A 23,812-nucleotide genomic window follows, 5' to 3' on the forward strand; every position below is an offset into this window, starting at 1 on the left:
CTTTCTTTTTGTTATGAAAAATTTATCAATCTAGTCAGCCTAAAGGCCAACCTAAAACAATCAAATGTTGAATTACATTAAACACTCAACTTGTAGGAGAGGCTTTAGCCTTTCTTTTTGTTATGAAAAATTTATCAATCTAGTCAGCCTAAAGGCCAACCTAAAACAATCAAATGTTGAATTACATTAAACACTCAACTTGTAGGAGAGGCTACAGCCTTTCTTTTGTTATCAAAAATTTATCAACCTAGTCAGCCTAAAGGCCAACCTACAACAATGAAATGTTGAATTACATTAAACACTCAACTTGTAAGGGGGGCTTTAGCCGCGCAAAGTAATGTAAATATAATAATGAATCTCCCAACAACAAATCTGCAAAATCATTTATCACTAAAATTAACCTAAAATCACCGAATTTTGCCAAATATCACAAAGGTAACAAAAATATCTAATTACTCTTCTATTATTCATATCAACAGCTAGTGACAACAACCACTAGCAAAACTAAATCAACAACTTAATAGATACAAAGGGATAAATTATGAATACTTCAAGCAACGGTGAATTATTAGTAACAAGCATTTTTGGCGGTATGGTAATGAGCGTTTTAACATTTAATGGCATGGCGTCAGCCGTTGCAGTTGGCTCTGTAATTGCTGTAACAGTAATGAGCGCAACATATGCACTAACAAGTAAGTAAAAGGACTATAATTTGATTAAGCTAAATACAAAGTTACAACCCTGAAACACCGTTATATAACGGTGTTTTTTGTTATATACACAAAACTACTTTGAGCAGCATGTTAAAGATGTTGATTTAGTATTTGCAGCAGTCAGTGGTAACAATATAGTAGAACGCTCTTTAGCAGTAATAAAACCAAACGGCAGATTAATTTCTCTATTAGATGAAATTGATGAGCAGTTTGCAAAAGATAAAAACGTCAATTATGCACGTATGTTAGTTGAGCCATCAAAAGCAGGGTTAAACCAAATAACCGACTTAGTTGAATCAAGTCAATTAAAAGTAACAATAGATTCGGTATATGGCTTAGATTACGCAAAACAAGATATGATCAAAAGCGAAAGTGCATGCGCAATAGGTAACATTGTGATTGAAGTGAGTTAATTTAAATTTTCTGAAGCTTAACCTACAAATAAATGGTCAATATGAATGTATATTAAACTTTAGGAGAGGCTTCAGCCTTTCTTTTGTTGTAGCATAATCAACAACCTAGTCAGCCTAAAGGCCGACCTACAAAATATCTACAATATCAATGTTATACCACAATGCAGGGAATAATTTACGGTAGCATTGTATGACACCAGGCTTGTAGGAGAAGCTTCAGCTTTTCTTTTGTTGTAGCATAATCAACAACCTTGTCAGCCTAAAGGCCGACCTACAAAATATCTACAATATCAATGTTATACCACAATGCAGGGAATAATTTACGGTAGCATTGTATGACACCAGGCTTGTAGGAGAAGCTTCAGCTTTTCTTTTGTTGTAGCATAATCAACAACCTTGTCAGCCTAAAGGCCGACCTACAAAATATCCACAATATCAATGTTATACCACAATGCAGGGAATAATTTACGGTAGCATTGTATGACACCAGGCTTGTAGGAGAAGCTTCAGCTTTTCTTTTGTTGTAGCATAATCAACAACCTTGTCAGCCTGAAGGCCGACCTACAAAATATTCACAATATCAATGTTATACCACAATATAGGGAGCAATTTCCGGTAGCTTTCATGAACACACCTGTAGGAGATGCTTTAGCTTTTCATGACATATAACTTTTAGCTTTTCAAAACATAAAATTATTAAATTTGTTCTACATTAAACCCACAATACTAAATAGGTACTAAACTAAAATGATAGTAATTTAACAGATTTTAATTATGCCATATTCAAACCTTACAAAGGGTCGCTACTCTGGTGAAAATTATGAATATTTAATAACGGCTACCACCTATAATAGAAGACCAATATTTAACGATTTTTACAACGCTAGAATTTTAGTTAATGAATTTAAATATCAACATTTAAATAATAATGCACATTGGTTAACATGGGTAATAATGCCAGATCACTTTCATATATTAATCTCGTTAAAAAACGCATCATTAAGTACCTTGATGAGAGATATTAAAGGAAGAGTATCAAAAAATATTAATCTTAGAATGGGAACCAAAGGTAAGGTTTGGCAAAGAGGTTATTATGAACGGGGTTTAAGATGTGAAGATGATCGCAAACAAATCGCCAGGTATATCGTTGCAAATCCATTAAGAGCGAAATTAGTAACACATATTGGCAATTACTCACATTGGGATGCTGTATGGTTATGAGGATTTTAAAAGTCAGCCTAAAGGCCGACCTACAAAATATCCACAATATCAATGTTATACCACAATGCAGGGAGTAATTTACGGTAGCATTGTATGACACCAGGCTTGTAGGAGAAGCTTCAGCTTTTCTTTTGTTGTAGCATAATCAACAACCTTGTCAGCCTAAAGGCCGACCTACAAAATACTAACTTATAGTCTTAAGTAGCCTCAATTTCAGTAGGTGAGGCTTTAGCCTTTCAATTTTGTCAGCCTAAAGGCCAACTTACAAGAGGTAGGGTAAAGACCCAAAATCACTCATCACTAATATTAACCAAAAATCACCAAACACTACCACACATCACTAAACAGAAATTAAAAAACAAAACCTGACCTATTATCTATTTCAACAGCTGATAAACAGCAAACGAATTTAAATAGTAAGGTGAAAATTATGAATGTATCTAGCAATAGCGAACTAATTTCAACGTCAGTATTTGGCGCTATGGTATTAAGTGTATTGGCGATAAATGGTATGGCATCGGCAGTAGTTATAGGTACTGCCATTGCAGTATCAGTAGTTGCAGCAACATACTTTTTATCTAATAAATAGTTTAAACATCAAAGATGGGAAACAGGTTTGAAAGCGAGGAATTTATGGCTAAATCTAAAAATAAATCAGCATATAAATTAAATGATCAACATGAATGGAAAGATGTAATAAAAATGAAACCTGAGTTTGCTTTAATAAGTTCTATGGAAAAATCTAAAACATTAGTATGTTTGGTTATAGCATGGCTTGCTCTATATACAGCTTTTGCAGTATTTTTATTTAAAATGGCATCAATCTAATAAAAGAAACATAAACAAATTACACAAACAATAAATAAGCTTTAGTATTTAACACCGCTAAATAGCGGTGTTTTTTTTATATGAAAAATTTATCATCTAATTTAAATTTTTAAATATGCAACCAGTTGAGCACAATAATCATCAAAATCGGTTAAGTGTTTCTGGATCACTGCAATTAAAATATCAATATTTAACGATTGATAATCGTGTACGGCAATATTCCTTAAACCAACCATTTTTTTTAAGTTATTGGCGATATGTAACGTAATAATCTTTTCACGGGCTATCAATTCAAAGCTGTCTCTTGAAGATTGTGGGATCCCTAGATTATTTTTTTTAATAAGGTGATTCGCTAAATCTATAGAGGCTTCACATGCTCGCTGAATATTTAAAATCACTGAGTCTTGTTTTGTATAACTATTCTTAAAAGAGGCCTCGTCTGTATATTCTTCATTGATCCGAGATAAACAGCGTTTTATTGTAGCTATTTTATTTAAAACAACATCATGCATTTTTTGCTTCACTTATAAATGATTCTATAATTTCACTACGGCTTTCTTGTAAATGGCCATACATACTGAATACTTGCATTTCAAATGAGTCTGCATAATTTTCAGCGTCAAAAAGTAGCTTGCCAGTAGATACAATTTGCATTTGTAAAACAGTTGAGGCTTGCAGTAAATCAACTAAATCTACTTCTGAATTTATTAAATTGCATAATGACTCGCTTAAATCCCAACGAGATAAAGGTTTTAGCTTTTCATTATTTAAAACCGCAATATCCCAATCACTACTTTTTATTGATTGACCATTGGCTTGTGAGCCAAATAAATAAATCAACTTTGTGTTTGGATAATGTTGCGTAATTAAATTAACTATTTTTTGATGCATTAAAAAGCCAAGTAATTCTTTTATAGATATAATTATACACCGATAATTTTAAACAAACCTACAAAAAATGTTCAATAGCTCCTATCGGCACAGTCTGTGTGGGCGAGGGGTAACCTAACAAGTAACAGAACATTAAAATTCAGCCTAAAGGCCGATCTACAAAATTCAATTCAACGCCGCACTTGTGGGAGAAGCTTTGCCTGCATGCAGGTACTAGATCAATGTAGGGAGCGATTGCGGCTAGCTTATCATTTAAAAAATTCAGCCTAAAGGCCAACCTACAACAATCAAATGTTGAATTACATTAAACACTCGAATTGTAGGAGAGGCTTTAGCCTTTCTTTTGTTATCAAAAATTTATCAACCGAGTCAGCCTAAAGGCCAACCTACAAAAATGAATGTTAAACCTGTGAGAGAAGATTTTCCGACATGGTGTATAAAGCAGAGAACTAAAATCTAAACTTGCACTTGTAGGAGAAGCTTTAGCTTTTCTTTTGTTATCATAAATTTATCAACCTAGTCAGCCTAAAGGCCAACCTACATAACATGATGTATAGTGTACCTGTAGGAGATGCTTTAGCTTTTCATGGTGCCCACCTATTGGAAAAGCTATCTATTAATCACTTGAAATTTTACATCAATAAAAAATGTCAGCCTAAAGGCCAACCTACATAACATGATGTATAGTGTACCTGTAGGAGATGCTTTAGCTTTTCATGGTGCCCACCTATTGGAAAAGCTATCTATTAATCACTTGAAATTTTACATCAATAAAAAATGTCAGCCTAAAGGCCAACCTACAAATAAGTATGTAATCTTGTAGATGAGGCTTCAGCCGCGCAATTAGTGATTTTAATTTAAAAAGGTACAAATCTCATTGCATTAAGGTACAAATTACAGCATGCTGCGCAAAAATAATAATGATGACAAACAATGTTTTATTTAGAGCAACTTCAAAACAGTGGCATAATTTGGCTTTTACTCGCTGCTGCAATTATCAGTGCATTTTATCACTCAAAAATAAGCTTTGTGCTACTCTCAATAAGTTTATCAATGGCATTTTGGTTAGATCACATCACTATTATTGGTGGGGTTATTATTTGCGCGGGCTTGGCTGTTGCAAAGCAACAAGCATTAACTCAAGGTAAACTAAAACTAGCATTACCTCAACCATATTAAGTGTATATGCACTTGCTTATGGTTTTGGGCTATTAAAATTTGAGGCAAGTGTACCAACATGGCTATGGGTATTTGCATTAAACAACTTAATAATCACCTGTGTAATAGAAGAAGCATTTTTTAGAGGCTTTATACAAAAAAAGTTAACTAAAAAACTTAACCCAATTTGGGCCGTTATAATAACAAGTTGTTTGTTTGGTGTTGCACATTTTTCAGGAGGCCTAGCTTACATATTTGTAGCAACAATAGCGGGTGCGTTATATGGCTTTACTTATTTATATACAGGCAGATTAAGTGCAGCAATAGCAGTCACTTCATTTTAAATATTGACCACTTATTATTATTTACCTACCCGATGGCAAAATAATTGTGTGAATATATTGAAAGTGGTTGTCTATTTTATGAAGCTCACAATAACTAGTTGGTGATAGAATAGGGTACTTTGTAAATATCACCTTCAATATTTTGATTTTCAACAAAATAAATTATTTTTTCATCTGCTGAAACCGAAAACTGATGTAAAAATCGTTTTTCAGGCGATAAAATAAGTGATTGTTCCTCAGTATCTAATTCATATTTCCAAACACCAGATTCAGGACGATAAAAATATATGTTGTTATTGATTAACTGCCAGTTTAGCCAGTTAATTATATCAACATCAGCTATCAAAAGTTGTTCTTCACCGGTTATTAAATCAAGTTGCCATAATCCGTTTGTATTGAATTTTGTAAAATATAAATAATTGCCTTTTATTCTTCCGCTATAACCACCGAACTGCGTTAATTGTTCATGTGTTTTATCTTTTACTTTATATAACCATAGTTGCCATTGCCCAGAGCGACTACTGCTATAAATTATATTGCTATTTGGATCATAATTAACAACAAACGCACCTATTTCATTATTAGTTAATTGTTGGGGTTTATCATTATTTACATCTATCTGATAAATAGCCCCTTGCTTAGTTAATAAAATATAGCGGCCATCGTGAGACCATTCATAACGATCAAACCCGAGTTTAAATGGTAAATTAATAGAGAGTGAAGATATATTATTATCATCACTTATTTGCCATTGGAATACAGATTGCTTATTTGAAAGATAAGACAATTGGCCATTGGGTTTAGTCTTTGGTAATTGGTTGATTGCATTGTCAGTATTAATTGCAATACGAGATCTAGTTACGATATTTTGTGAAAATATATGGCTTGAATGCTCTAAAGTGCTAAAAAATAATTGATTAACTGTGCTGTCCATAGAGTTAATAGCGTGCCTATTTTCAAATTTAAGTTGCAGTTCACCTGTAAGTACATTAATTAAATAAACAGCGCCATTATCAGCAAAGCTTGCATATTGCTTATCTAACCATGCAAAAGAATCAATATGGTAATTGAGTTTATGGCTAAATTTAGTTTCATTTGTAAAACTATCTAAAATTAATAGCTGTGTATTATTTTCGTCAATATATCGTGCTATGAGTAACCAATTTTTATTAGGATGATGATCAAGCAAATAATCACCTTTTAAATTACTATGGCTTGGCGGTAAACTAATTACCGACTTACGTTTAGTTTTAATATTATATTTATTAATAATATAAGCTTGGGTTTTATCTACGCGATCTCTAAAATAAATCGTTTCGGAATTCCAATGCCAAGTAAATTTTGAAAAGCTATCTGATGCGCACTTTTGAATATTATGAATTAACTGTGTTGAAAACTCATAAAACCCTAAATAGCATTGTTCATCAACTTTATAACTCATTGCAACTAATTCGCTATTTGGACTAATTGCCGCGTTATATATTTGATGATCTATGTTTAATTTTTGTGTATTTACGCCTTTTGTAACTAAATAAAGGTGTTTTGATAGCGAATTATTATCAAATTGCTGATACAACAAATTGTTAGCTTTGTTATCAACAGATAAACCATACTCAGCCCCAAATTGTGCTGTTATACGAGATTTTTTTTTAAAACTAACCAATGCTGATTGTACATTTAACCAATAAAACAAAACAGCCAAAAAAATAACACTAATAATGCTAAAAATATAAATTAGCGGTAATTTTTTAACATCTAAAGGGTTAAGGTTTATAGTAGGCGCTGAGTGTGACTTATTAATATGTAATAATTTATATCCAGCTTTTGACACAGTAACAACATAATTATTTTCAGAATCTAAGGCAGCTAAATGTTGTCTTAACAGAGATACGGTTCTGTTAATCGCACCATCGCCTACGATACGCCCTTGCCATACTTGTTCTATTAACTGTTCACGACTAATCACATCGCCATCAACATTAATTAAAGTTTGCAGTAAAAGACTCACTTTTGGTTCAAGTTGACGTGTGTTCTCACCTAAAATGAGTTGACGATTTGTTATATCAACAAAAATATTCATCAAGTGTACTTGAACTTTCAATGTGTAACTCACTGTATTTTAATACTTAAAATCATGATAACAAAAACATAAGCTAAAAATAAGGTAATTTCGTACCTAAAGTGTTTTAGTTAACAAGTTGTTGTTTAACCTAGAGGTGTTAACAGGAGAAAACAATGACAAAAATAGACTTAAACGTATATAAAACTTTTGCAGTTACAGCGATGCTTTCATTGATGGCATGTAATAATACCGATTCACCAGGACAGACACTCGAAAAACAACCAGCCTTTGAACAAAATAAAAAAGTAATTGATGACCGTGAATATTATTTAATAAAACCAGATAATTATAAAGCCGATAAAGCATATAAGTTACTATTAGCTTTTCATGGTTCAGGTGGTAGCTCAGAACAAATGAGAAACTTAGCGAGATTCGAACAATATAGCGATGATTATTTAATTGCTTACCCTCAGTCAAAAGTAGAAGAATGGAATGAAGGGTGTAATTGTAATAAACCAAACAGGCTTGGGATTAATGATTTAGAATTTGTAGATCAAATTATTGAACAAATACAATCTGAACATCATATTTTAGAAGACGAAATTTATGGAACTGGATATTCACAAGGCGCGTTATTTAGCCAAAATTTATTATGTAATAGAAGCGATAAATTTAAAGCGATAGCATCAGTTGCGGCCCCTATGTCAGTTCAACTTTCAGAGGCGTGTAATATCAGTGATCCAACTGATTATTTATCTATTCATGGAAAAAATGATAAAGTTTTACCCTATCTAGGTCGATATCATAATAATTGGGGTTTGATATCAAGCCCTGATGCGATTTCTCTTATAGCCGATCTTAACCAAATAAACACTGAACCAACAAGCACGACAGTAAAAGAAGGTTTAATTGAAACCCAATATAAAAATGATACAAATACCACGCAATTATTAACTGCGGTAAATGGTGGCCATACTTGGTCTTTAAATAATTTAGATACCTCACAATATATTCTTAATTTTTTTGATCAAGCTACCAGTGTACAATTACCCAAACACTCTTTTATGATAAAAACACCAAGTGGTTTAAATCATGTACGTGCTATGGGGTTGAATAATAACGGCCCTGCAGTTGTGTTAATATCTGGATTTAATAAAAACTTTCACAGTGATTCTGCATGGTATGCGTTACTGCAACCTTTACTTGCAGAAAACTACCGGGTTTACAGCATAGATAGAGCAGGAAATGCATGGGGAGACTATAACGAAAAAGCATCGTATCAATATTTTGTTGATGATTTATACGCTATTTTAAAATCCCTCAACGAAACTGATATAAGCTTAGTGTCTTTTGCTAGTAGCAATATTACTGCTCAGTTATTTCAAGATAAATATAGTATTGAAGATATAAAAATTAATAACATGGTGTGGGTAGATCCTGATATTTTATTACCGCACTCAATTGAACATTATAAAGGTTATCCGGTTGATTGGTATAAAGAATATATAGTGGATTTAATGCCTTATTACGAAGAAAATTATTTTACTGAACGTTCAACGACAAAAATAGCAGCTGAAATCGTAGAAATAGAAGAAATGATACCACCAGAACTTGCAGATAAAATGGATTGGGAGTTTTACCACAATATTGCAAATCGAAGGTTGACCATTACTGGCCAAAAAATAAGGGCGACGGAAATTGCAAATTATTCAGCCGATTTAGATTCAGTGCGTGATATTGCGATTAATACCAACATTCCAATAACCGTAATAGATTCTGATTTTGAACAAACTGATATCGATAATGCAGAAGAGAACGTAGAAAATCTCATTAAATGGCAACAAGAAGGCACTGAATGGTCTAAAAAAGTTGCACAACAAACAGGTGGTCAATACATACCACTACCTAATGCTAAACACTTAGTACCATTTGAAAACCCTATGGTAATCAAACAAGCAATAGATCACTTTTTAGAAAATAATAACCTTTAAAACTAAAAAAACCGTGTTCAGCCAAATGAATACGGTTTTATTTAATTACGTCATAACTCACAACAAAAAACTGTAAGCCTGAAGGCCAACCTACAATTAAACCCTAACTCCTGTAGGTGACGCTTTGCCTGCATGGATGCAGCTACTAGAGCAATGCAGGGAGCAATTGCCGGTAGCCTTTCTATTTTTAGCAACAACCTGAAAGAAAAAATTTAAATCGTCAGCCTAAAGGCCAACCTACATAAAAAAACTAAGTCCTGTGGGTGAGGCTTTGTCTGCATGGATGCAGGGACTAGAGCAATGCAGGGAGCAATTGCCGTTAGCCTTTCTTTTTTAACAACAACCTGACATGAAAATGTTAAAACCGTCAGCCTAAAGGCCAACCTACAATAAAACCCTAACTCCTGTAGGAGAGGCTTTAGCCTTACAAAGGGGCTTTGCTTTCATAAATGCGTATGTTAATGCCAGTAGGCGGGGCTTCAGCCGCGTTTTCACAAGCATAAATCTTTGTAAATGATGATAATAAAGAAATGCAGGAACAATTATCGGTAGCTTTTAAAGTTTAAATACAAACTCCTGTAGGAGAGGCTTTAGCCTTTCTATTTTTAGCAACAACCTGACATGAAAATATTAAAACCGTCAACCTAAAGGCCAACCTACAATAAAACCCTAACTCCTGTAGGTGAGGCTTTAGCCTTACGCAATTCGCAATACCCTCACAAACATATTTCTTCATGATTAAACCTACCCAATCACCACATCACATTCAGGCAATAATTTTAAATACTCACGCTGCAACGCCTGTTTTGCATAATCATCACCATGCACAATACGAATATGTTGTGGTTTATGGCGCATGCGTTTTACAAAATTAATTAACCCAGCTTGATCTGCATGGGCTGAATAGCCCGATATTGTATGTACACCCGCATTAATTTTAATTTTTTCATGATTTAAAAACACATAACCACCACGAGGTCCGTACTTTTGAATATCACGACCAGGTGTGCCTTTGGCCTGATAACCTACAAAAATAACATCTGCTGTTTTATCTGGTAAAAATGCCTCAAGATAATTAACAATTCGCCCACCTGCACACATGCCACTTGCAGCTAAAATTATGGCTGGTTTATTCCGCTTAGCCAAATATTCAATGGTTTGAATATGTTGCTGGTGGCCATCTATTGTATAAAGCTGACTAAAGTCTAAAGGGTGACGCCCAGAATGCACTTTACGACGGGCCTCTTTATCCCATAAATCCTTAAATTTTAAATACGACTCAGTAAAATTAGCTGCCATAGGCGAATCAACAATCACCTCAATTGATTGCCAAACAGAACTCACATTACGTTGTGCATATATAATTTGCTCTAACTCGTATAGTAACTCTTGGGTTCTGCCAATACTAAAAGCAGGTATAAGCACCACACCATTATCGCTTACTGCTTTTTCAATCAGTTGCTTTAACTGTTTACTACGCTCTTTACGTTTTGCATGGTTTTTATCGCCATAGGTAGATTCAATCACTAACGTATCAGCGCGATAGGGCGCTTTGGGTGCAGGTAATAAAGGCGCGTAGGGCGCACCTAAATCTCCACTAAACACTACACGATGATTATGTGGGCGTTTACCTAGCTCTATTTCAACATAAGCACTACCTAAAATATGCCCTGCAACCTGAAACTTAGCTTTAGCACTTTTAAAACCATCAGCGTTATTTTTTGAATGTTTAACAGGAAGTTCAAACCACTTTTTATAATCTACAGCGACTATTTGGCGTTTTAACAATTTTAAACACGCGTTAATCATTTGGCTATTGCGCGTAACACCCACCTTTAAGGCATCTTCAATCACCATAGGCAATAAACTGGCAGTAGCAGTTGTACAAAATATAGGGCCTTTAAAACCAGCAGCTAATAAATAAGGAATGCGACCAACGTGGTCAATGTGGCAATGGGTAACAATTAAAGCGGTTACATTAGTAATATCAAATTCTATTTCTAAAGAGTTACCATCACTACTTGATGCCTTTTCATCTCCTTGAAAAAGCCCGCAATCTATTAAAACAGCAGAATCATCATTTATGTTTAATTGATGACAAGAACCTGTAACGCCATTAACTGCACCATGATGTATTATGTTCATAGATAGTCCTTTATCTTTATGACGATAAGTTGTTTTTAACCTTATATATAAATAATCACTTTGTAAAATCTGATCCTTTCTAAATTAAGTTAAATAAAATAACAATTTAAAATACCCAATAACATCATCAGCATATATAACTAACAACCTTATATGTAGAATTAAGTTCTGTAATCATTTTAAAAACATGATCTAACGCAATAAAATATTACTTTTTGTATGCAATTTAATGTTTTTTATAATAACTCTAATAAAAACGGCTAGTTATAAATTTAATGATGTGATAAATTAGATTCTTGAGTAAATACACCAAAGTGTAAAATGGAATTAAACTCAGCAGAATTAAATTGCTGACCGTAGTTAAAGGATAAAGCTTGAATACCAACAATACATATTACAACCAAAACGCCCAAGCTTTTTGCGATTTAACCTTTAGCATTGATATGCAACCTATATACGATGAGTTTTTACCTTTAATTCCAGCCAATGGCCATATTTTAGATGCGGGTTGCGGTAGTGCTCGCGATGCTAAAGCATTTAAAGACAAAGGTTTTGAAATAACCGCAACAGATGCAAGTAGTGAACTTGTAAAAATAGCAACCCAATATCTAGGTCAGCCAGTAGAGCTGAAAACCTTTCAGCAAATTAACGATATAAATCTTTTTGACGGCATTTGGTGTTGCGCTAGTTTATTACATGTTCCTTTTGATGAATTAGGTTCTGTATTTACCAAACTTTCCACTGCATTAAAATCTAACGGTGTTTTATATGTATCGTTTAAATATGGAGAGCCGAAAACAACACCCCGCGAACACAATGGCCGTCAATTCACTGATCTTAATGAGACAAGCTTAAAAAATTTATTAGTCAATCAACAAAGCCTACAACTCAATAAAACGTGGATCACAGGCGATAGACGAGCAGAGCGAGAAGGCGAACAGTGGGTAAATGCGATAATTGTTAAAAAACCAAAACAGCAAAACACAAATCTTGTAGGTGAGACTTCAGTCTTACAAAATAAATAACCATGAGTCTAAACACTCTCACGCAACTCAACCCAGAAGCGTTTTGCGATGCACAATTAAATCAATACAACTATATATTTGTTGATCAAACAAATGCAGGGCGTTTGTATATAAAACAAGGTAGTCCAGCCGTATTTGTAGACCTCACATTGTTCGATTTAAGTGCTGATACTTATCAATATGTTGATTATACGAGCTATCAAAATCAACAAATGCATAAATACCAAGGTTTATATCGATTTGTATATGAAACCAATGCATCAGTTGTAGTTGCACAAAACCAATTTAAACAAGATATCGAAATATTTTTAGGCTCAGAAGAACACCACAGTGATAACATAAAACGTTTTGGTAGTGATCGCAGCGAAACACATAGCGAACCAACAAAACCTGAATACAATTTCTCAACTTTGTTTGAACAAGTATTTGGCTCTAAATATTTATACGCACTTCAAGCCGAAAGTAAATATATAGATAGCAAAGGGCACTTACGTTATATCGATTTTATGCTTAGTCGCCATAAGCGTGCATGCCAAGGCGAAAACAGCCAAGCGACCAATAATATTGCCATAGAACTAAACGGTGAACGCTACCATCACCCATTAATAACAGGTATAAAACAATACCGCTCACAGCTATTTAAACAAAATTCACTGATTTACGACGGCTATTTAGTTTATCGCTGGTCACTCAGGGGCATGCAAGACGAATACAAATTTAGCGACCAAATACGTAATTACTTTGGTGATGCAAAAAACTTTGCAGCTTCACCTAACTACCTAGCCCAACGTGCCGTATCGTATCAGCCAATGCTTCATCAAGAAGATGCCGTAAATAAAATAAATCAGCAACGCCAAATCGGTAAAAATACTTTTTTAGTGGTATTACCCACAGGCACAGGCAAAACCGAAGTATTTATTCAAGACTTAGCAGCACAAATAGCGCAGGGCGAATGCCAAAATGCCTTAGCCATTGTGCCAAGCACCGCATTAAAAGATCAGTTACAAACACGCTTGACCCAAAGATTGCCAAACTTAAGTGTGGGTGAGGCAATACATAATAAAAATTACAATGTAGTAGTACAAACCAGTGCCTATTTGTTACGCCATTACCATACATTAACAACCAATCAGTTTGACTATATTTTAGTAGACGAAGCACATCGCGCCGCTGCTGTTGGTTTACGCAAAGTGATAGAACATTTTGCACCTAAAACTTTATTAGGGTTAACTGCAACCGATGAGCGCCTAGACGAGCAAAAACTACAAAATATTTTTGGCAGTTATCAAGTTGACTTAACACTAGAGCAAGCAATTAACAAAGGCTTAGCACCACAAATACGTGCTTATCGGCTTGAATCGAATCTCGATTTATCAAAAGTGCGCTTTAACGGTAAAGACTTTGTAAAAGCTGATTTAAACAAAACAATATTAGTGCCATCGCGCGATCAACTTATTGTAGATTTACTTAATAAATACTTTGCAGAGCCGCTCATTAGCGGGCAAAACTTAAAACAAGGTGTTATTTTTTGTACTGACGTAAAACATGCAAAACGTATGGCAAAATTAATGAATCAGCATGGCATAAGTGCACAAGCCGTACACGGTACCGACCGAAAAGGACTCGATGCCTACCAGCAAGGTAAAATACGTTTTTTATGTGCCTGTGATTTATTAAACGAAGGTTGGGATGCACCGCAAACCGAAATTTTGGTAATGGCACGGCCAACCATGTCAAAGGTACTGTATACCCAACAATTAGGCCGTGGCACACGACAATACCAAGGTAAAGAAGCATTAATCGTAATTGACGTAGTCGACAGCTATGGTGCAGCACTGCAACCTTGGTCAGTACACGGTTTATTTAACTTTACCAGTTACCAGCCTTTTGCCAATTTAGTCAAAACCGAATTTGCAGCACCTGCACACGAAATACTCGCACTAGATCATTTATGGGAAGGAGAGCGCCGAATAGAAAAAATAAACATATTCAATTTCGAAAAAGAATTTGGTGACTTACTAAATGAAGAACAACTTGCCCGCGAGCTATTTATATCAACCAGTACTGTTAAAAACTGGGTGAAAAAAGGCGATATGATACCCGCAAAAAGCCACGACTTTGGTAAACAAAAGCTACATTACTTTAGCCAAAATCAATTAAGTGAAATAAAAAAAAGTAAAAACATAAAAGAGCGAACAGACGATACCCGCCGCGATGACTTTTTTGAATTTTTAGAAAAACGCGATTACGCCTTTTCATACAAAATTGTATTTTTACTGAGTTTTATTAGCGAATGTAATGCCCAAGGCGAAGTTGAACTAACCAAGCTTGCTACAAAGTATCAAAACTTTTACCAGCAGCTACACCAAAAACACGGTAAAGCTGAAAAACCAAACAACCCATTAAACGATTTAGATCGCCTAAACGATACTGCCTATATCACCAGAAGCTTACTCGCTAATCCGTTCGAAAAATTTGAGCGCAAACGCTTTGTTTATCATGCAAAAGACCTCAACTTAGTCGCATTTGATCCTGTACTTTGGGAAAAGCTAACACCTGATTGTTTTGAGCTGATCAAAAAGCAAATGAAGCAGGATGGGAAGGATTATTTTGGGAAGTTTGGGGTTGAGTTATTTCGGTTTTAAGATAATTAGGAATGTACTTAAAATATTGTAATCAGAATAGAAACTAAAAGAGCTCGAATATAGGGTTAGTCTGGTGACAGACAGCTTGGATTGAAGATGCAACGTTAAATCAGATCTTTAAGCCTTTTTCTAAGAGCTGAACTAGAAAGACTAGTAGAAAATCCCATACTAAACGAATAAGAATATTTTTTTGTTTAAATGAATGTTGTTTTAGCTAGATTAAGTTCGAAAAAACACATTTGTTGATGTTTTATTTGTAGTAATGGTTATGAAACTGTGTCGATTTAAATAATTGAAGCAATTAAGGGGTTGTTAAGCGTTAGAATTATTATGGCTCTATTTACTACTGTAATTTCAATAAATATACTTTAAAACATTGCTGCTCTCTTCGTTTTCAAATACCCTCTCAGGTAAGCAGTAGAAATATAATAAAACTTCAAAGAAGAGCCTTTCTTTAGTAACAAAATATTGGCTCTCAAGGTTTAATTTATATGAATAGCATTAATAAATATTAGGTTTTAATTGAAATATATGTACAGTAAATTGTTAGTAGAAATTGAAGAGTTATTATCCCCAATTGCAGAGCAGCATAAGCCTGATGGGACAGAGAGTATCGCCGTGGTTGATCAATGGGTGCATGCAATCGCGACTGACAGTCAGTTTTTTTGTAATACAGACTTAAAATCAGCTAATGAGCTTAAAAAAGAAGTACTCGATCTGCTTATAGATAAGCAGCTGTTCAGTGATCGAGATATTTTCTACAATTTAGTTTTTGACAGTATGCCTTTGAAGCCAGTTAAAGATGGTACTTTTAAATTTATTGATCTGTTTGCTGGTATAGGTGGTGTTCGTTTAGGCTTTCAAAATAATAATGGAAGCTGTGTTTTTTCATCAGAATTCGATAAGCATGCCCAAGCGACTTATAAAAGTAACCATGGTGAGTTTCCATTTGGTGATATTACATTCATAAACCCTACTCATATACCAGAACATGATGTGCTACTAGCAGGGTTTCCATGCCAACCGTTCTCACATGCTGGGTTAAAGCTGGGAATTGCAGATACCCGAGGTACTTTATTTCATAATATCGCTCGTATTATCGAAGAAAAAAAACCTAAAATAGCAATGCTTGAAAATGTAAAAGGGCTGGTAAGTCATGATAAAGGGCATACATTAAAAGTTATTCTAAAAACGCTAACTGATATAGGTTATAGCTGTAATATATCAAAAGATCTTATTGAAAATGGTAGTGCCAAAGCCATTCAGACCGAAGCTAAAAAAATGGTGATGAAGTCAATTGATTTTGGCGTACCACAAAATAGGCAGCGCATTTACATTGTTTTATGGAAAGATGGTCTTATAGAACATTTTGATTACCCTACTGCATTGGGCAAAGAAACAAAAGTCAGTGATATATTGGAGGATAATCCATGTGAAAAACTCACAATATCAGATCGACTTTGGGCTGGGCATCAACGCCGAAAGATTCAAAACAAGATAAATGGTAAAGGTTTTGGTTACGGATTAGTTACGCCGGAGAGTCAATATACGAATACTCTTTCTGCGCGATATTACAAAGATGGTAGTGAAATATTACTGGCGCAGGACGGTAAAAACCCAAGAAAAATAAGTACTAGGGAAGCCGCTCGATTACAAGGTTTTCCAAAAGAATTTATGCCTAACAAATCCAATACTCAGGCATATAAACAGTTTGGTAACAGTGTGTCAGTGTCAGTAATTGAAGCCTTGGCGGAAAAAGTAGAAGGAAAATTAAATGGAATTGGTTAACTTATCAGAGAAGTTTTTGGCTATAAAAACTGCTATGGCTAAGGCTGAATTCACTGATGTGAGTTTGCCTCAAAACTTCAAATCAGAATATGAAAAGTACATTGCTAATAATAAAGCTAATGGTTATTCAGAGGTCGAATGGGCGGAATTTTCTACAAAGATTATAACTTCTACGGGGAAATCCATATTTTTAACCAATTATTGGTTTTATATAGCACTTGAATTAGCTGGATATTTAGAAGGCTTAAATAAGCAAAAAGAACTGTTTGAAAATATATTTAAAGGTGAAGTTCTGAATGAGGTAGCGACTACACTAAGAAAAGAAATTAGCAATGATAACGAGACTCGTATCAAGAGGTACCTTGAAACTAACGGGTTTTCACACCAAGACTACGACTATTTTTCTTCCTTTATTTCTGATTATGATAGCTGGGGAGGTGGTAAAACGATTGACCGTGGCGATTTTTATGTCTCTCCTCTTCTGAAAGCAGGTAACCTTTTAGCTGAAACTCAAGGAGCTGTAGCTGAACTAGCTAAGCAATTTTCAGAAGAGGTAACCTTAAGGAATCTATTTCATCCTGAATTTGTTACAAAAAAGGTTAAAGAAGCAGACAGTCATAAAACTAGCCACATTTTGGAAGAGTCTTCACGATCTCAGTTTGTTTTTAGCTTAATCTCATTTTTAATTAAAGAAAAAAAGCAAACGCCCTTGTTTGAATGCTTGATTGAAAAAAGTAGTGAACATGGTAATTATAACCTTGAGTATGAAGCTCATCGTTTAACTACTTTTTTCAAAATATCTGATAAAGAGATTGAAATTCAAGGCTTAACAAGTGGTGAAAAAATTAGATTTTTTAAAGAGCCATTTCTCGTTGGATCTCAATACCACTATCTATCGAATCAATGGACTGATGGCACCTCATCAAGATTAGATATTCAAACGTTATGCTCAATTTTTAATAGTATATATACAGAATATCAGATTCTTTCGTTAGATGGATTATATGTGCTAACGTCTGCAAAAAAAGTGGCAGAATTAGGGCTATCTAAACCATTTTTATTATTAGCCGGTATCTCTGGTACAGGTAAAACTCGCTTTGTTAAAAAGCAAGCTGAATGTCGTGGTGAGGTAACCTATTGTTTAACTTCTGTTCGCCCTGATTGGCATGAGCCTTCTGATTTGTTGGGTTATGTATCACGCTTAAGTGGACAAGCTGAATATGTAGTTACTGATGTACTTGCCTTTATTGTTAAAGCTTGGCTTGAAATAGAAAAGTTTGGTATTACCCTCAATGGTAATTTAGCGACAGGTAATCAAGATCAACAACAGCAAGTTAGAACTTTTTGGCTTTGTTTAGATGAGATGAATTTAGCACCTGTTGAGCAGTATTTTGCTGATTATCTTTCAGTGCTAGAAACACGTGAGTGGCTTTGGGAAAATAACGAATTTGAATACAAGTGTGAACCTCTCTTAAAGCCATCACTTTTTGATAGTATTGACCAAGATAAGCTCAAAAAAACGCTAGGATTAGCGGATCATGATGATCTGTGGCAGCACTTTGTTACAAATGGCATAAGCATTCCGTTCAACTTGATTGTAGCCGGCACTGTAAATATGGATGAAACCACACATGGCTTTTCTCGTAAGGTAATTGACCGCGCATTAACTTTCGATTTTGGTGAGTTTTTTCCTAATGACTTAGACGAGTTTTTCAAACCGACTAAAGAGCCTAAAGTACTTAGTTACCCGGTATGGTCTGATGGACGTAATACCGTCGAATTAAATGATACTTTCGATTCAGAGGGCTCTTTATCCATTGAATTATTAAAAAGTATTAATGCTATTTTAATTAACACCCCATTTAAATTAGCCTACCGTGCCCTGAATGAATTGTTGCTAAGTGTGATGACCAATAAGCCAACGACTGAAATTGAGTTACAAGCTGTATGGGATGACTTTTTAATGTGTAAGGTGTTGCCACGTATTGAAGGCGACATTGATAAGCTGACCAAAGGTGGTGAAAATACGCATATTATTGAACAGCTCAATGTAGTGTTAAGTAAACAACTGAACAATATTTGGGATGGTAAAATTCGCCCAGATCTTTATCGAAAATATCTTGATAAAGAGGAGGCTATTGACATTGAATGTCGCAGCAAAGCTAAACTTAAGTGGATGAGTGGACAGTTAGATAATGGATTCACCAGTTTCTGGCCCTAAAAAGAGTAGGTAGAAAGGATGCAAGAGCTTATCTGTATAGAGACTTCCGATTGGGAGTTGACTATAAGTTGTCAAAATTTAGACATACGACAGAAAACTTATTTCGAAATGTTAAAGCGCAGAGGGGATAAACATATCCCTAATGCTCTGTACTTCAAGCCTGAAATAAATTTACAAAGTGTAAGACCTAATAGTATTTTTATTCAAGAAAGTGAAAATATTGCCACCCCTCTAGTTGAAGAGCTGTCGTTACCTCGACCAATATTTTTTGAAAATACGCAATATCAATTTGAGTGGGTATTTTTCAATGATAACGTTGACCAAGCCTCTATTGCACATCCGTTAAAAACCATAGCAAACTCTTTTCGCTTTGCGGCAAAGCGAAAACACAGTGCAGCCAGTTTAATAGGTACCATTAATACCGGTAACGATATAGGCAAGTTAAGTTTGCCATTAACCTACCAAGTTGAAAGCGAAACAAAATCAGCGCACCTTATATTAGAAGTGCTACCGACTAAAATGCAATTACATAGCGATTTACCCGCAATGTATCGGTGTATAGATAAGTCTTTTCCATTGTGGCGCTTTAGCTTAGCTGAAAAAACAGAACAAGATGCAGCCAAAAGCCAGCATAGAGGTAATTTTCCATTGTTGTGGTTGGCGCAATTTAAAGTGCTACGCGAGCAACTAGAATCTGCTTTAAAGGTAATTTCAAATTCACCCCATAGCCGCTTAAAGCGTCAAGAAAGCCATATAAAAGCCGACAGATTAAAAGGGAAGTTAGGTAATAAATTAGCTGAGCGAGTAAGGGAAGACATTAAGAATAAGCAATATGATAAACGTTATCAGCAAGATAAAAAATATTTAAGCGTAGATACCCCTGAAAACCGTTTTATTAAAATGGTGGTGATAAAATGCAAGCAGCAATTAGAGCAATTAACACAGAAGTTAGAGAAAAAAAATAATGAAAGCAGAGACACTAGTCAACGCCTATCCGTGCACTTTATAACCGAACTTAGAGATTGGCAAAAGCCTCTTGCAAGAGTACAAAAGCAAAGTTTTCTAAAAGAAGTTGGTGAGTACGTTGGCTTACATCGCGAGTCCTTGGTATTGCAACAAAAAACGGGATATAGCGCGGTCTATAAAACGTGGCAAGAGCTTAAATATTATTTAGATATTTTTTCTCGGCATTCAACTATATCAATGAAGTCTGTTGCTGAAACTTACGAAGTTTGGTGTTTTTTAACCGTGAGGCAGATGTTAATTACGAACCTTGGTTTTGAAGAGGTCCAAAGTGAAAAATCAAAACTGAAATTGAATGATTATTTTGAGTTGCAGCTTGAAGATGGCTTAAGTGGAGCTGGGGCTTTTACCTTTAAACGTACTGACGGCTTAAAAGCTCGTTTAGCTCACGAGCCTATTTTTCGGAAAAATGGTAAAAATATCCGTTCATTTGGGGTGACTCAAAAACCTGATATATTACTTGAAATAACCTTTCCTGATGGTAAAAAGTGTATTTGGTTGTTTGATGCCAAGTATCGTATTAAGACCATAAATAACCGTTATGATGATGATGATATTGAACGTAAGGATTTTGTTCCTGATGACGCCATTAATCAGATGCATCGCTACCGTGATGCGTTAATCCATATTAATTTGGCAGATGAAAAAACAACTAAGAGTCGACCTGTTTTTGGTGCTTTTGCATTGTATCCTGGCTTTTATGATCAAAAAGTAGAGATAAACCCTTACGATGAGACAATAAAAGAAGTTGGTATTGGTGCATTTGCCTTATTACCTAGTGATAACGGCGATAATAATAATTGGCTTGAAAGTTTTCTTATTGAGCAACTAGGCTCACTAACAACCACTTTCCCAGTATCAAGTATTAGTGACTCTTTATATGTTAATGAAGCTTCACGCATCCCTTATTATGGTATGAAACAAGTTCTACACAGTGATTTAGTGTTAACAGCTAAGCTAGGCGAAAATAGAACTCATGAATATATTGAGGGTTTTAAAAGTGGCCATGCAAAATGGTATCACATGCCAATGCCTGTTTTTGATGTTCAATTCGGTCATCATATAGCTGCTGAAATTTGTTATATCGCAATAAGCTATGAAGACTCAGGCGTATTGAAGACAGACAAAGCTTACAGAGTTAGAAGTGTAAAACTTAAATCCCGTAGTGAAATTAGTGGAATTCAAGCTGGTGTTATGGAAACGCAGGTTGGAGACGATGAATACTGGCTATTTGAATTAGGAGAGGTACTTACGCTCCCCCACAAATTAATCAATCCAAATACTGGAGGTTTCAGACAATCATTAAAGTTAACAACTCTTCCTATGCTAAAGTGTACTAGTGATTTTAATGCTTTAGAACGTGTTTATTTAAATTGTGTTGTTTAGTTGGGTGCTGAGGTGCCCAAATAACGCCTAAGAGTGTAGTAGGGCGAGATTATATTTGTATACAACGAGCTTCTTACATATGAATTCAAACCGTATAAAGAGGTTACTCTGATTTAGTGATGAAATGTATTCGTGTAAATTATTTGAACTTAGGCGATTTAGGTTGAAAGTTCAAATAATGTACTGCATATTTTCAATATCACAACTTTATAGGTGTAAAAATACAAGCTGGTTGTTAGATTGGCGATAAAGTTATTGGCCACGTATCAATTCGGTAACAGGGACATTGCAGATAATGATTTTAATTTTATAAAAAATTAGAGCAGTACCTTAGTTAAAATCAATAGTTATACAGTTAGTTTATATCAGAAATAAAATAATTGGATTAAAAGAGGTCATGAGATTTTATTAAATGATGGCTACTACGGGATTTGAACCTGGGAATGCCTAGATCAAAACCCGGTGCCTTACCGCTTGGCGATATCCCAACTTTAATATATGGTGCGGAAAGAGAGACTTGAACTCTCACATCTTGCGATACTGGAACCTAAATCCAGCGCGTCTACCAATTCCGCCACTTCCGCATATATATTTTTTCATTCTTTAAAAAATGGCTGGAATACCAGGATTTGAACCTGGGAATGCCGAGATCAAAACCCGGTGCCTTACCGCTTGGCGATATTCCAACTATTAACATAAAGAAAGTTTTCACTCTCATTAAGTTGAGCGCATTATGCTTACGACTTATGTATTCGTCAATGTATATTTTTTTATTTATGATTGATTGCTTGTTAATTATTCTTATATGACATTTTATGACCGAAATCGATGATTTTAATAGAAAAGTCTGATCTTTAGCCAAAGAATCAGCTGATGTTAGTTGGCGATAATATACTGAGTTATTAACTGCTCGTAAATGCCAATTTGTTGCATGTTTTTGTTATGCCTTGCTGATTTTATTAAATCAGAGTAAATCCATTTTTTATAAATATATCAGATGGTAAGGAAGAATTATATGGTATAAAATACCTTTAAATTGAAATGGGGATATTACTGCTTCATGAAGTAATTTATATATGAACCTATAGTAAACTAATTTTCTGATTTAACTATATTTATACTAGAAATTATATAAACTAATGTTTTAAATAATTATTTAGTGGAAAGTATGAAAAGTAGTTTTTTTGTCATTGTTTTTATGTGTCTATCTTCGTTAGCTATTGCTAATCCTTTACCTCAATTTCCATTTGTTGCTGTATATGAAAAACATGAGATAGATGTAAAACCGGATTTAGCTGTCCTAAGCTTTTCAATTAAAGTATTTAATGCTCAATCTGTAATGGCTCAAGCAGCATTATCAGATACAAGAATTAAAATATTAGACGCCCTAGCTTTATTTAAAGTACCTAATTCACAATTAGAGTCATATCGTATAGATAAAAACATTATAAGAAACTTTCATAATAAGAATGAAAAATTTGGAATTCAGGGTTATGAAATAACTCAAGATTTTCTATAAAACTCAAACAGTTGAAAAAGTACTCTTATATAGTGGCAACACTCAATTCCCTTGATTATGTATCTGATATTTATCCTGATTTTAAAATAACAAAAGAAGATAAATATAAAAGTCAGTTAGTTAAGCTTGTAAGTGATAAAGCTCGTAAAACAGCTGATTTATTAGCCCTGGCTCAAGGTCGTGAGGTTTTGAATGTCTATGGTATGAGCTTAGATGCTGATCTACAGGCATTTTATGCACGTTTTGCTTTAAAAGATCGACGTAGTTTGTCATTTGGAATGCCTTCTAAAAATTTAGTAATGACTGTACCTGAAACAATAAAGTTAACTGCAACCATTAATGCGATTTACGAATTAAAATAATCTTTATTTTGAGTAGATAATGGATTTGAACTTTAGTAGTCATAAATATGCAAAGTCACCAAAACCACAGGTCTATG

The 23,812-nt window shown here is 34.5% G+C and carries 19 protein-coding genes and 2 tRNA genes; 15 read left to right on the forward strand and 6 right to left on the reverse strand.

What is annotated here, in order from left to right:
- Window positions 1-541 precede the first annotated feature (541 nt).
- From PSA_RS25230 to PSA_RS11105, 5 genes are all read left to right on the forward strand, one after another.
- Window positions 542-700: a hypothetical protein gene (locus PSA_RS25230; RefSeq protein WP_157575770.1), complete on the forward strand. Its 159-nt coding sequence runs from the start codon at window positions 542-544 to the stop codon at window positions 698-700.
- Window positions 701-769: 69 nt separating this feature from the next.
- Window positions 770-1,126 (forward strand): zinc-binding dehydrogenase, encoded by a 357-nt coding sequence (locus PSA_RS11095; RefSeq protein ID WP_052380265.1) that lies wholly within the window; start codon window positions 770-772, stop codon window positions 1,124-1,126.
- A 774-nt stretch (window positions 1,127-1,900) separates the two neighbouring features.
- On the forward strand, window positions 1,901-2,347 hold the full coding sequence (locus tag PSA_RS11100) for a transposase (RefSeq protein WP_042152547.1): 447 nt from the start codon (window positions 1,901-1,903) through the stop codon (window positions 2,345-2,347).
- Window positions 2,348-2,777: 430 nt separating this feature from the next.
- On the forward strand, window positions 2,778-2,936 hold the full coding sequence (locus PSA_RS25235; protein WP_157575771.1) for a hypothetical protein: 159 nt from the start codon (window positions 2,778-2,780) through the stop codon (window positions 2,934-2,936).
- A gap of 44 nt (window positions 2,937-2,980) precedes the next feature.
- Complete coding sequence (locus tag PSA_RS11105) at window positions 2,981-3,175, forward strand: hypothetical protein (RefSeq protein WP_042152544.1); 195 nt, start codon at window positions 2,981-2,983, stop codon at window positions 3,173-3,175.
- Between the two features lie 101 nt (window positions 3,176-3,276).
- Here the strand turns inward: PSA_RS11105 and PSA_RS11110 are convergent, their stop codons facing one another.
- Together PSA_RS11110 and PSA_RS11115 are read right to left on the reverse strand one after the other, a co-directional pair.
- A complete protein-coding gene (locus PSA_RS11110) occupies window positions 3,277-3,699 on the reverse strand; it encodes a DUF86 domain-containing protein (protein ID WP_269432787.1) in 423 nt (140 codons plus the stop codon).
- Entirely contained in the window at window positions 3,680-4,066 is a 387-nt protein-coding gene (locus tag PSA_RS11115) for a nucleotidyltransferase domain-containing protein (protein WP_042152538.1), read from the reverse strand. The genes PSA_RS11110 and PSA_RS11115 overlap by 20 nt, the downstream gene beginning before the upstream one ends.
- Before the next feature lie 933 nt (window positions 4,067-4,999).
- Between PSA_RS11115 and PSA_RS11120 the strand changes: the two genes are divergently transcribed.
- Together PSA_RS11120 and PSA_RS27180 are read left to right on the forward strand one after the other, a co-directional pair.
- Window positions 5,000-5,245, forward strand: coding sequence for a hypothetical protein (locus PSA_RS11120; RefSeq protein ID WP_042152517.1), 246 nt, complete (start codon window positions 5,000-5,002; stop codon window positions 5,243-5,245).
- Complete coding sequence (locus PSA_RS27180) at window positions 5,239-5,568, forward strand: lysostaphin resistance A-like protein (RefSeq protein ID WP_371257855.1); 330 nt, start codon at window positions 5,239-5,241, stop codon at window positions 5,566-5,568. The genes PSA_RS11120 and PSA_RS27180 overlap by 7 nt, the downstream gene beginning before the upstream one ends.
- 94 nt (window positions 5,569-5,662) lie before the next feature.
- Here PSA_RS27180 and PSA_RS11125 read toward each other — a convergent pair whose 3' ends face one another.
- A complete protein-coding gene (locus PSA_RS11125; protein ID WP_042152514.1) occupies window positions 5,663-7,648 on the reverse strand; it encodes a winged helix-turn-helix domain-containing protein in 1,986 nt (661 codons plus the stop codon).
- Window positions 7,649-7,803: 155 nt separating this feature from the next.
- On the opposite strand from PSA_RS11125, the gene PSA_RS11130 reads away from it, so the two are divergent.
- Window positions 7,804-9,621 carry an alpha/beta hydrolase gene (locus PSA_RS11130; RefSeq protein WP_052380255.1) on the forward strand — a complete coding sequence of 606 codons (1,818 nt, stop codon included), beginning with the start codon at window positions 7,804-7,806 and terminating at the stop codon, window positions 9,619-9,621.
- Window positions 9,622-10,365: 744 nt separating this feature from the next.
- On the opposite strand, the gene PSA_RS11135 is transcribed toward PSA_RS11130, so the two are convergent.
- Window positions 10,366-11,766, reverse strand: a complete 1,401-nt coding sequence (locus PSA_RS11135) for an MBL fold metallo-hydrolase RNA specificity domain-containing protein (RefSeq protein ID WP_042152511.1) — start codon at window positions 11,764-11,766, stop codon at window positions 10,366-10,368.
- A 374-nt stretch (window positions 11,767-12,140) separates the two neighbouring features.
- Between PSA_RS11135 and PSA_RS11140 the strand changes: the two genes are divergently transcribed.
- From PSA_RS11140 to PSA_RS11160, 5 genes are all read left to right on the forward strand, one after another.
- Entirely contained in the window at window positions 12,141-12,791 is a 651-nt protein-coding gene (locus tag PSA_RS11140) for a bifunctional 2-polyprenyl-6-hydroxyphenol methylase/3-demethylubiquinol 3-O-methyltransferase UbiG (protein ID WP_042152509.1), read from the forward strand.
- 2 nt (window positions 12,792-12,793) lie between these two features.
- Window positions 12,794-15,436 (forward strand): DEAD/DEAH box helicase, encoded by a 2,643-nt coding sequence (locus PSA_RS11145; RefSeq protein WP_052380254.1) that lies wholly within the window; start codon window positions 12,794-12,796, stop codon window positions 15,434-15,436.
- 531 nt (window positions 15,437-15,967) lie between these two features.
- On the forward strand, window positions 15,968-17,224 hold the full coding sequence (locus PSA_RS11150) for a DNA cytosine methyltransferase (RefSeq protein WP_042152506.1): 1,257 nt from the start codon (window positions 15,968-15,970) through the stop codon (window positions 17,222-17,224).
- Window positions 17,211-19,445, forward strand: coding sequence for an McrB family protein (locus PSA_RS11155; protein ID WP_042152503.1), 2,235 nt, complete (start codon window positions 17,211-17,213; stop codon window positions 19,443-19,445). The genes PSA_RS11150 and PSA_RS11155 overlap by 14 nt, the downstream gene beginning before the upstream one ends.
- Before the next feature lie 18 nt (window positions 19,446-19,463).
- Window positions 19,464-21,854, forward strand: coding sequence for a restriction endonuclease-like protein (locus PSA_RS11160; RefSeq protein WP_042152500.1), 2,391 nt, complete (start codon window positions 19,464-19,466; stop codon window positions 21,852-21,854).
- Window positions 21,855-22,353: 499 nt separating this feature from the next.
- Here PSA_RS11160 and PSA_RS11165 read toward each other — a convergent pair.
- Together PSA_RS11165 and PSA_RS11170 are read right to left on the reverse strand one after the other, a co-directional pair.
- Window positions 22,354-22,438, reverse strand: a tRNA-Leu gene (locus tag PSA_RS11165).
- A 27-nt stretch (window positions 22,439-22,465) separates the two neighbouring features.
- Window positions 22,466-22,540: transfer RNA gene (locus PSA_RS11170), tRNA-Gln, on the reverse strand.
- Between the two features lie 482 nt (window positions 22,541-23,022).
- Between PSA_RS11170 and PSA_RS11175 the strand changes: the two genes are divergently transcribed.
- Together PSA_RS11175 and PSA_RS11180 are read left to right on the forward strand one after the other, a co-directional pair.
- Entirely contained in the window at window positions 23,023-23,373 is a 351-nt protein-coding gene (locus PSA_RS11175; protein ID WP_042152497.1) for an SIMPL domain-containing protein, read from the forward strand.
- Between the two features lie 32 nt (window positions 23,374-23,405).
- Window positions 23,406-23,735 carry a hypothetical protein gene (locus PSA_RS11180; protein WP_042152494.1) on the forward strand — a complete coding sequence of 110 codons (330 nt, stop codon included), beginning with the start codon at window positions 23,406-23,408 and terminating at the stop codon, window positions 23,733-23,735.
- Window positions 23,736-23,812: the final 77 nt, after the last annotated feature.

It is taken from the genome of Pseudoalteromonas sp. '520P1 No. 423', from assembly GCF_001269985.1.
GTDB lineage: Bacteria > Pseudomonadota > Gammaproteobacteria > Enterobacterales > Alteromonadaceae > Pseudoalteromonas.

What these genes read in the sequence shown, in the direction of transcription:
- PSA_RS11130 (WP_052380255.1), top strand. Translation starts at nt 7,804, where the DNA reads ATGACAAAAATAGACTTAAACGTATATAAAACTTTTGCAGTTACAGCG.
- PSA_RS11115 (WP_042152538.1), bottom strand. Translation starts at nt 4,066, where the DNA reads ATGCATCAAAAAATAGTTAATTTAATTACGCAACATTATCCAAACACA.
- PSA_RS11160 (WP_042152500.1), top strand. Translation starts at nt 19,464, where the DNA reads ATGCAAGAGCTTATCTGTATAGAGACTTCCGATTGGGAGTTGACTATA.
- PSA_RS25235 (WP_157575771.1), top strand. Translation starts at nt 2,778, where the DNA reads ATGAATGTATCTAGCAATAGCGAACTAATTTCAACGTCAGTATTTGGC.
- PSA_RS11105 (WP_042152544.1), top strand. Translation starts at nt 2,981, where the DNA reads ATGGCTAAATCTAAAAATAAATCAGCATATAAATTAAATGATCAACAT.
- PSA_RS11175 (WP_042152497.1), top strand. Translation starts at nt 23,023, where the DNA reads ATGAAAAGTAGTTTTTTTGTCATTGTTTTTATGTGTCTATCTTCGTTA.
- PSA_RS11125 (WP_042152514.1), bottom strand. Translation starts at nt 7,648, where the DNA reads ATGAATATTTTTGTTGATATAACAAATCGTCAACTCATTTTAGGTGAG.
- PSA_RS11155 (WP_042152503.1), top strand. Translation starts at nt 17,211, where the DNA reads ATGGAATTGGTTAACTTATCAGAGAAGTTTTTGGCTATAAAAACTGCT.
- PSA_RS11120 (WP_042152517.1), top strand. Translation starts at nt 5,000, where the DNA reads ATGTTTTATTTAGAGCAACTTCAAAACAGTGGCATAATTTGGCTTTTA.
- PSA_RS11150 (WP_042152506.1), top strand. Translation starts at nt 15,968, where the DNA reads ATGTACAGTAAATTGTTAGTAGAAATTGAAGAGTTATTATCCCCAATT.
- PSA_RS11100 (WP_042152547.1), top strand. Translation starts at nt 1,901, where the DNA reads ATGCCATATTCAAACCTTACAAAGGGTCGCTACTCTGGTGAAAATTAT.
- PSA_RS11135 (WP_042152511.1), bottom strand. Translation starts at nt 11,766, where the DNA reads ATGAACATAATACATCATGGTGCAGTTAATGGCGTTACAGGTTCTTGT.
- PSA_RS25230 (WP_157575770.1), top strand. Translation starts at nt 542, where the DNA reads ATGAATACTTCAAGCAACGGTGAATTATTAGTAACAAGCATTTTTGGC.
- PSA_RS11145 (WP_052380254.1), top strand. Translation starts at nt 12,794, where the DNA reads ATGAGTCTAAACACTCTCACGCAACTCAACCCAGAAGCGTTTTGCGAT.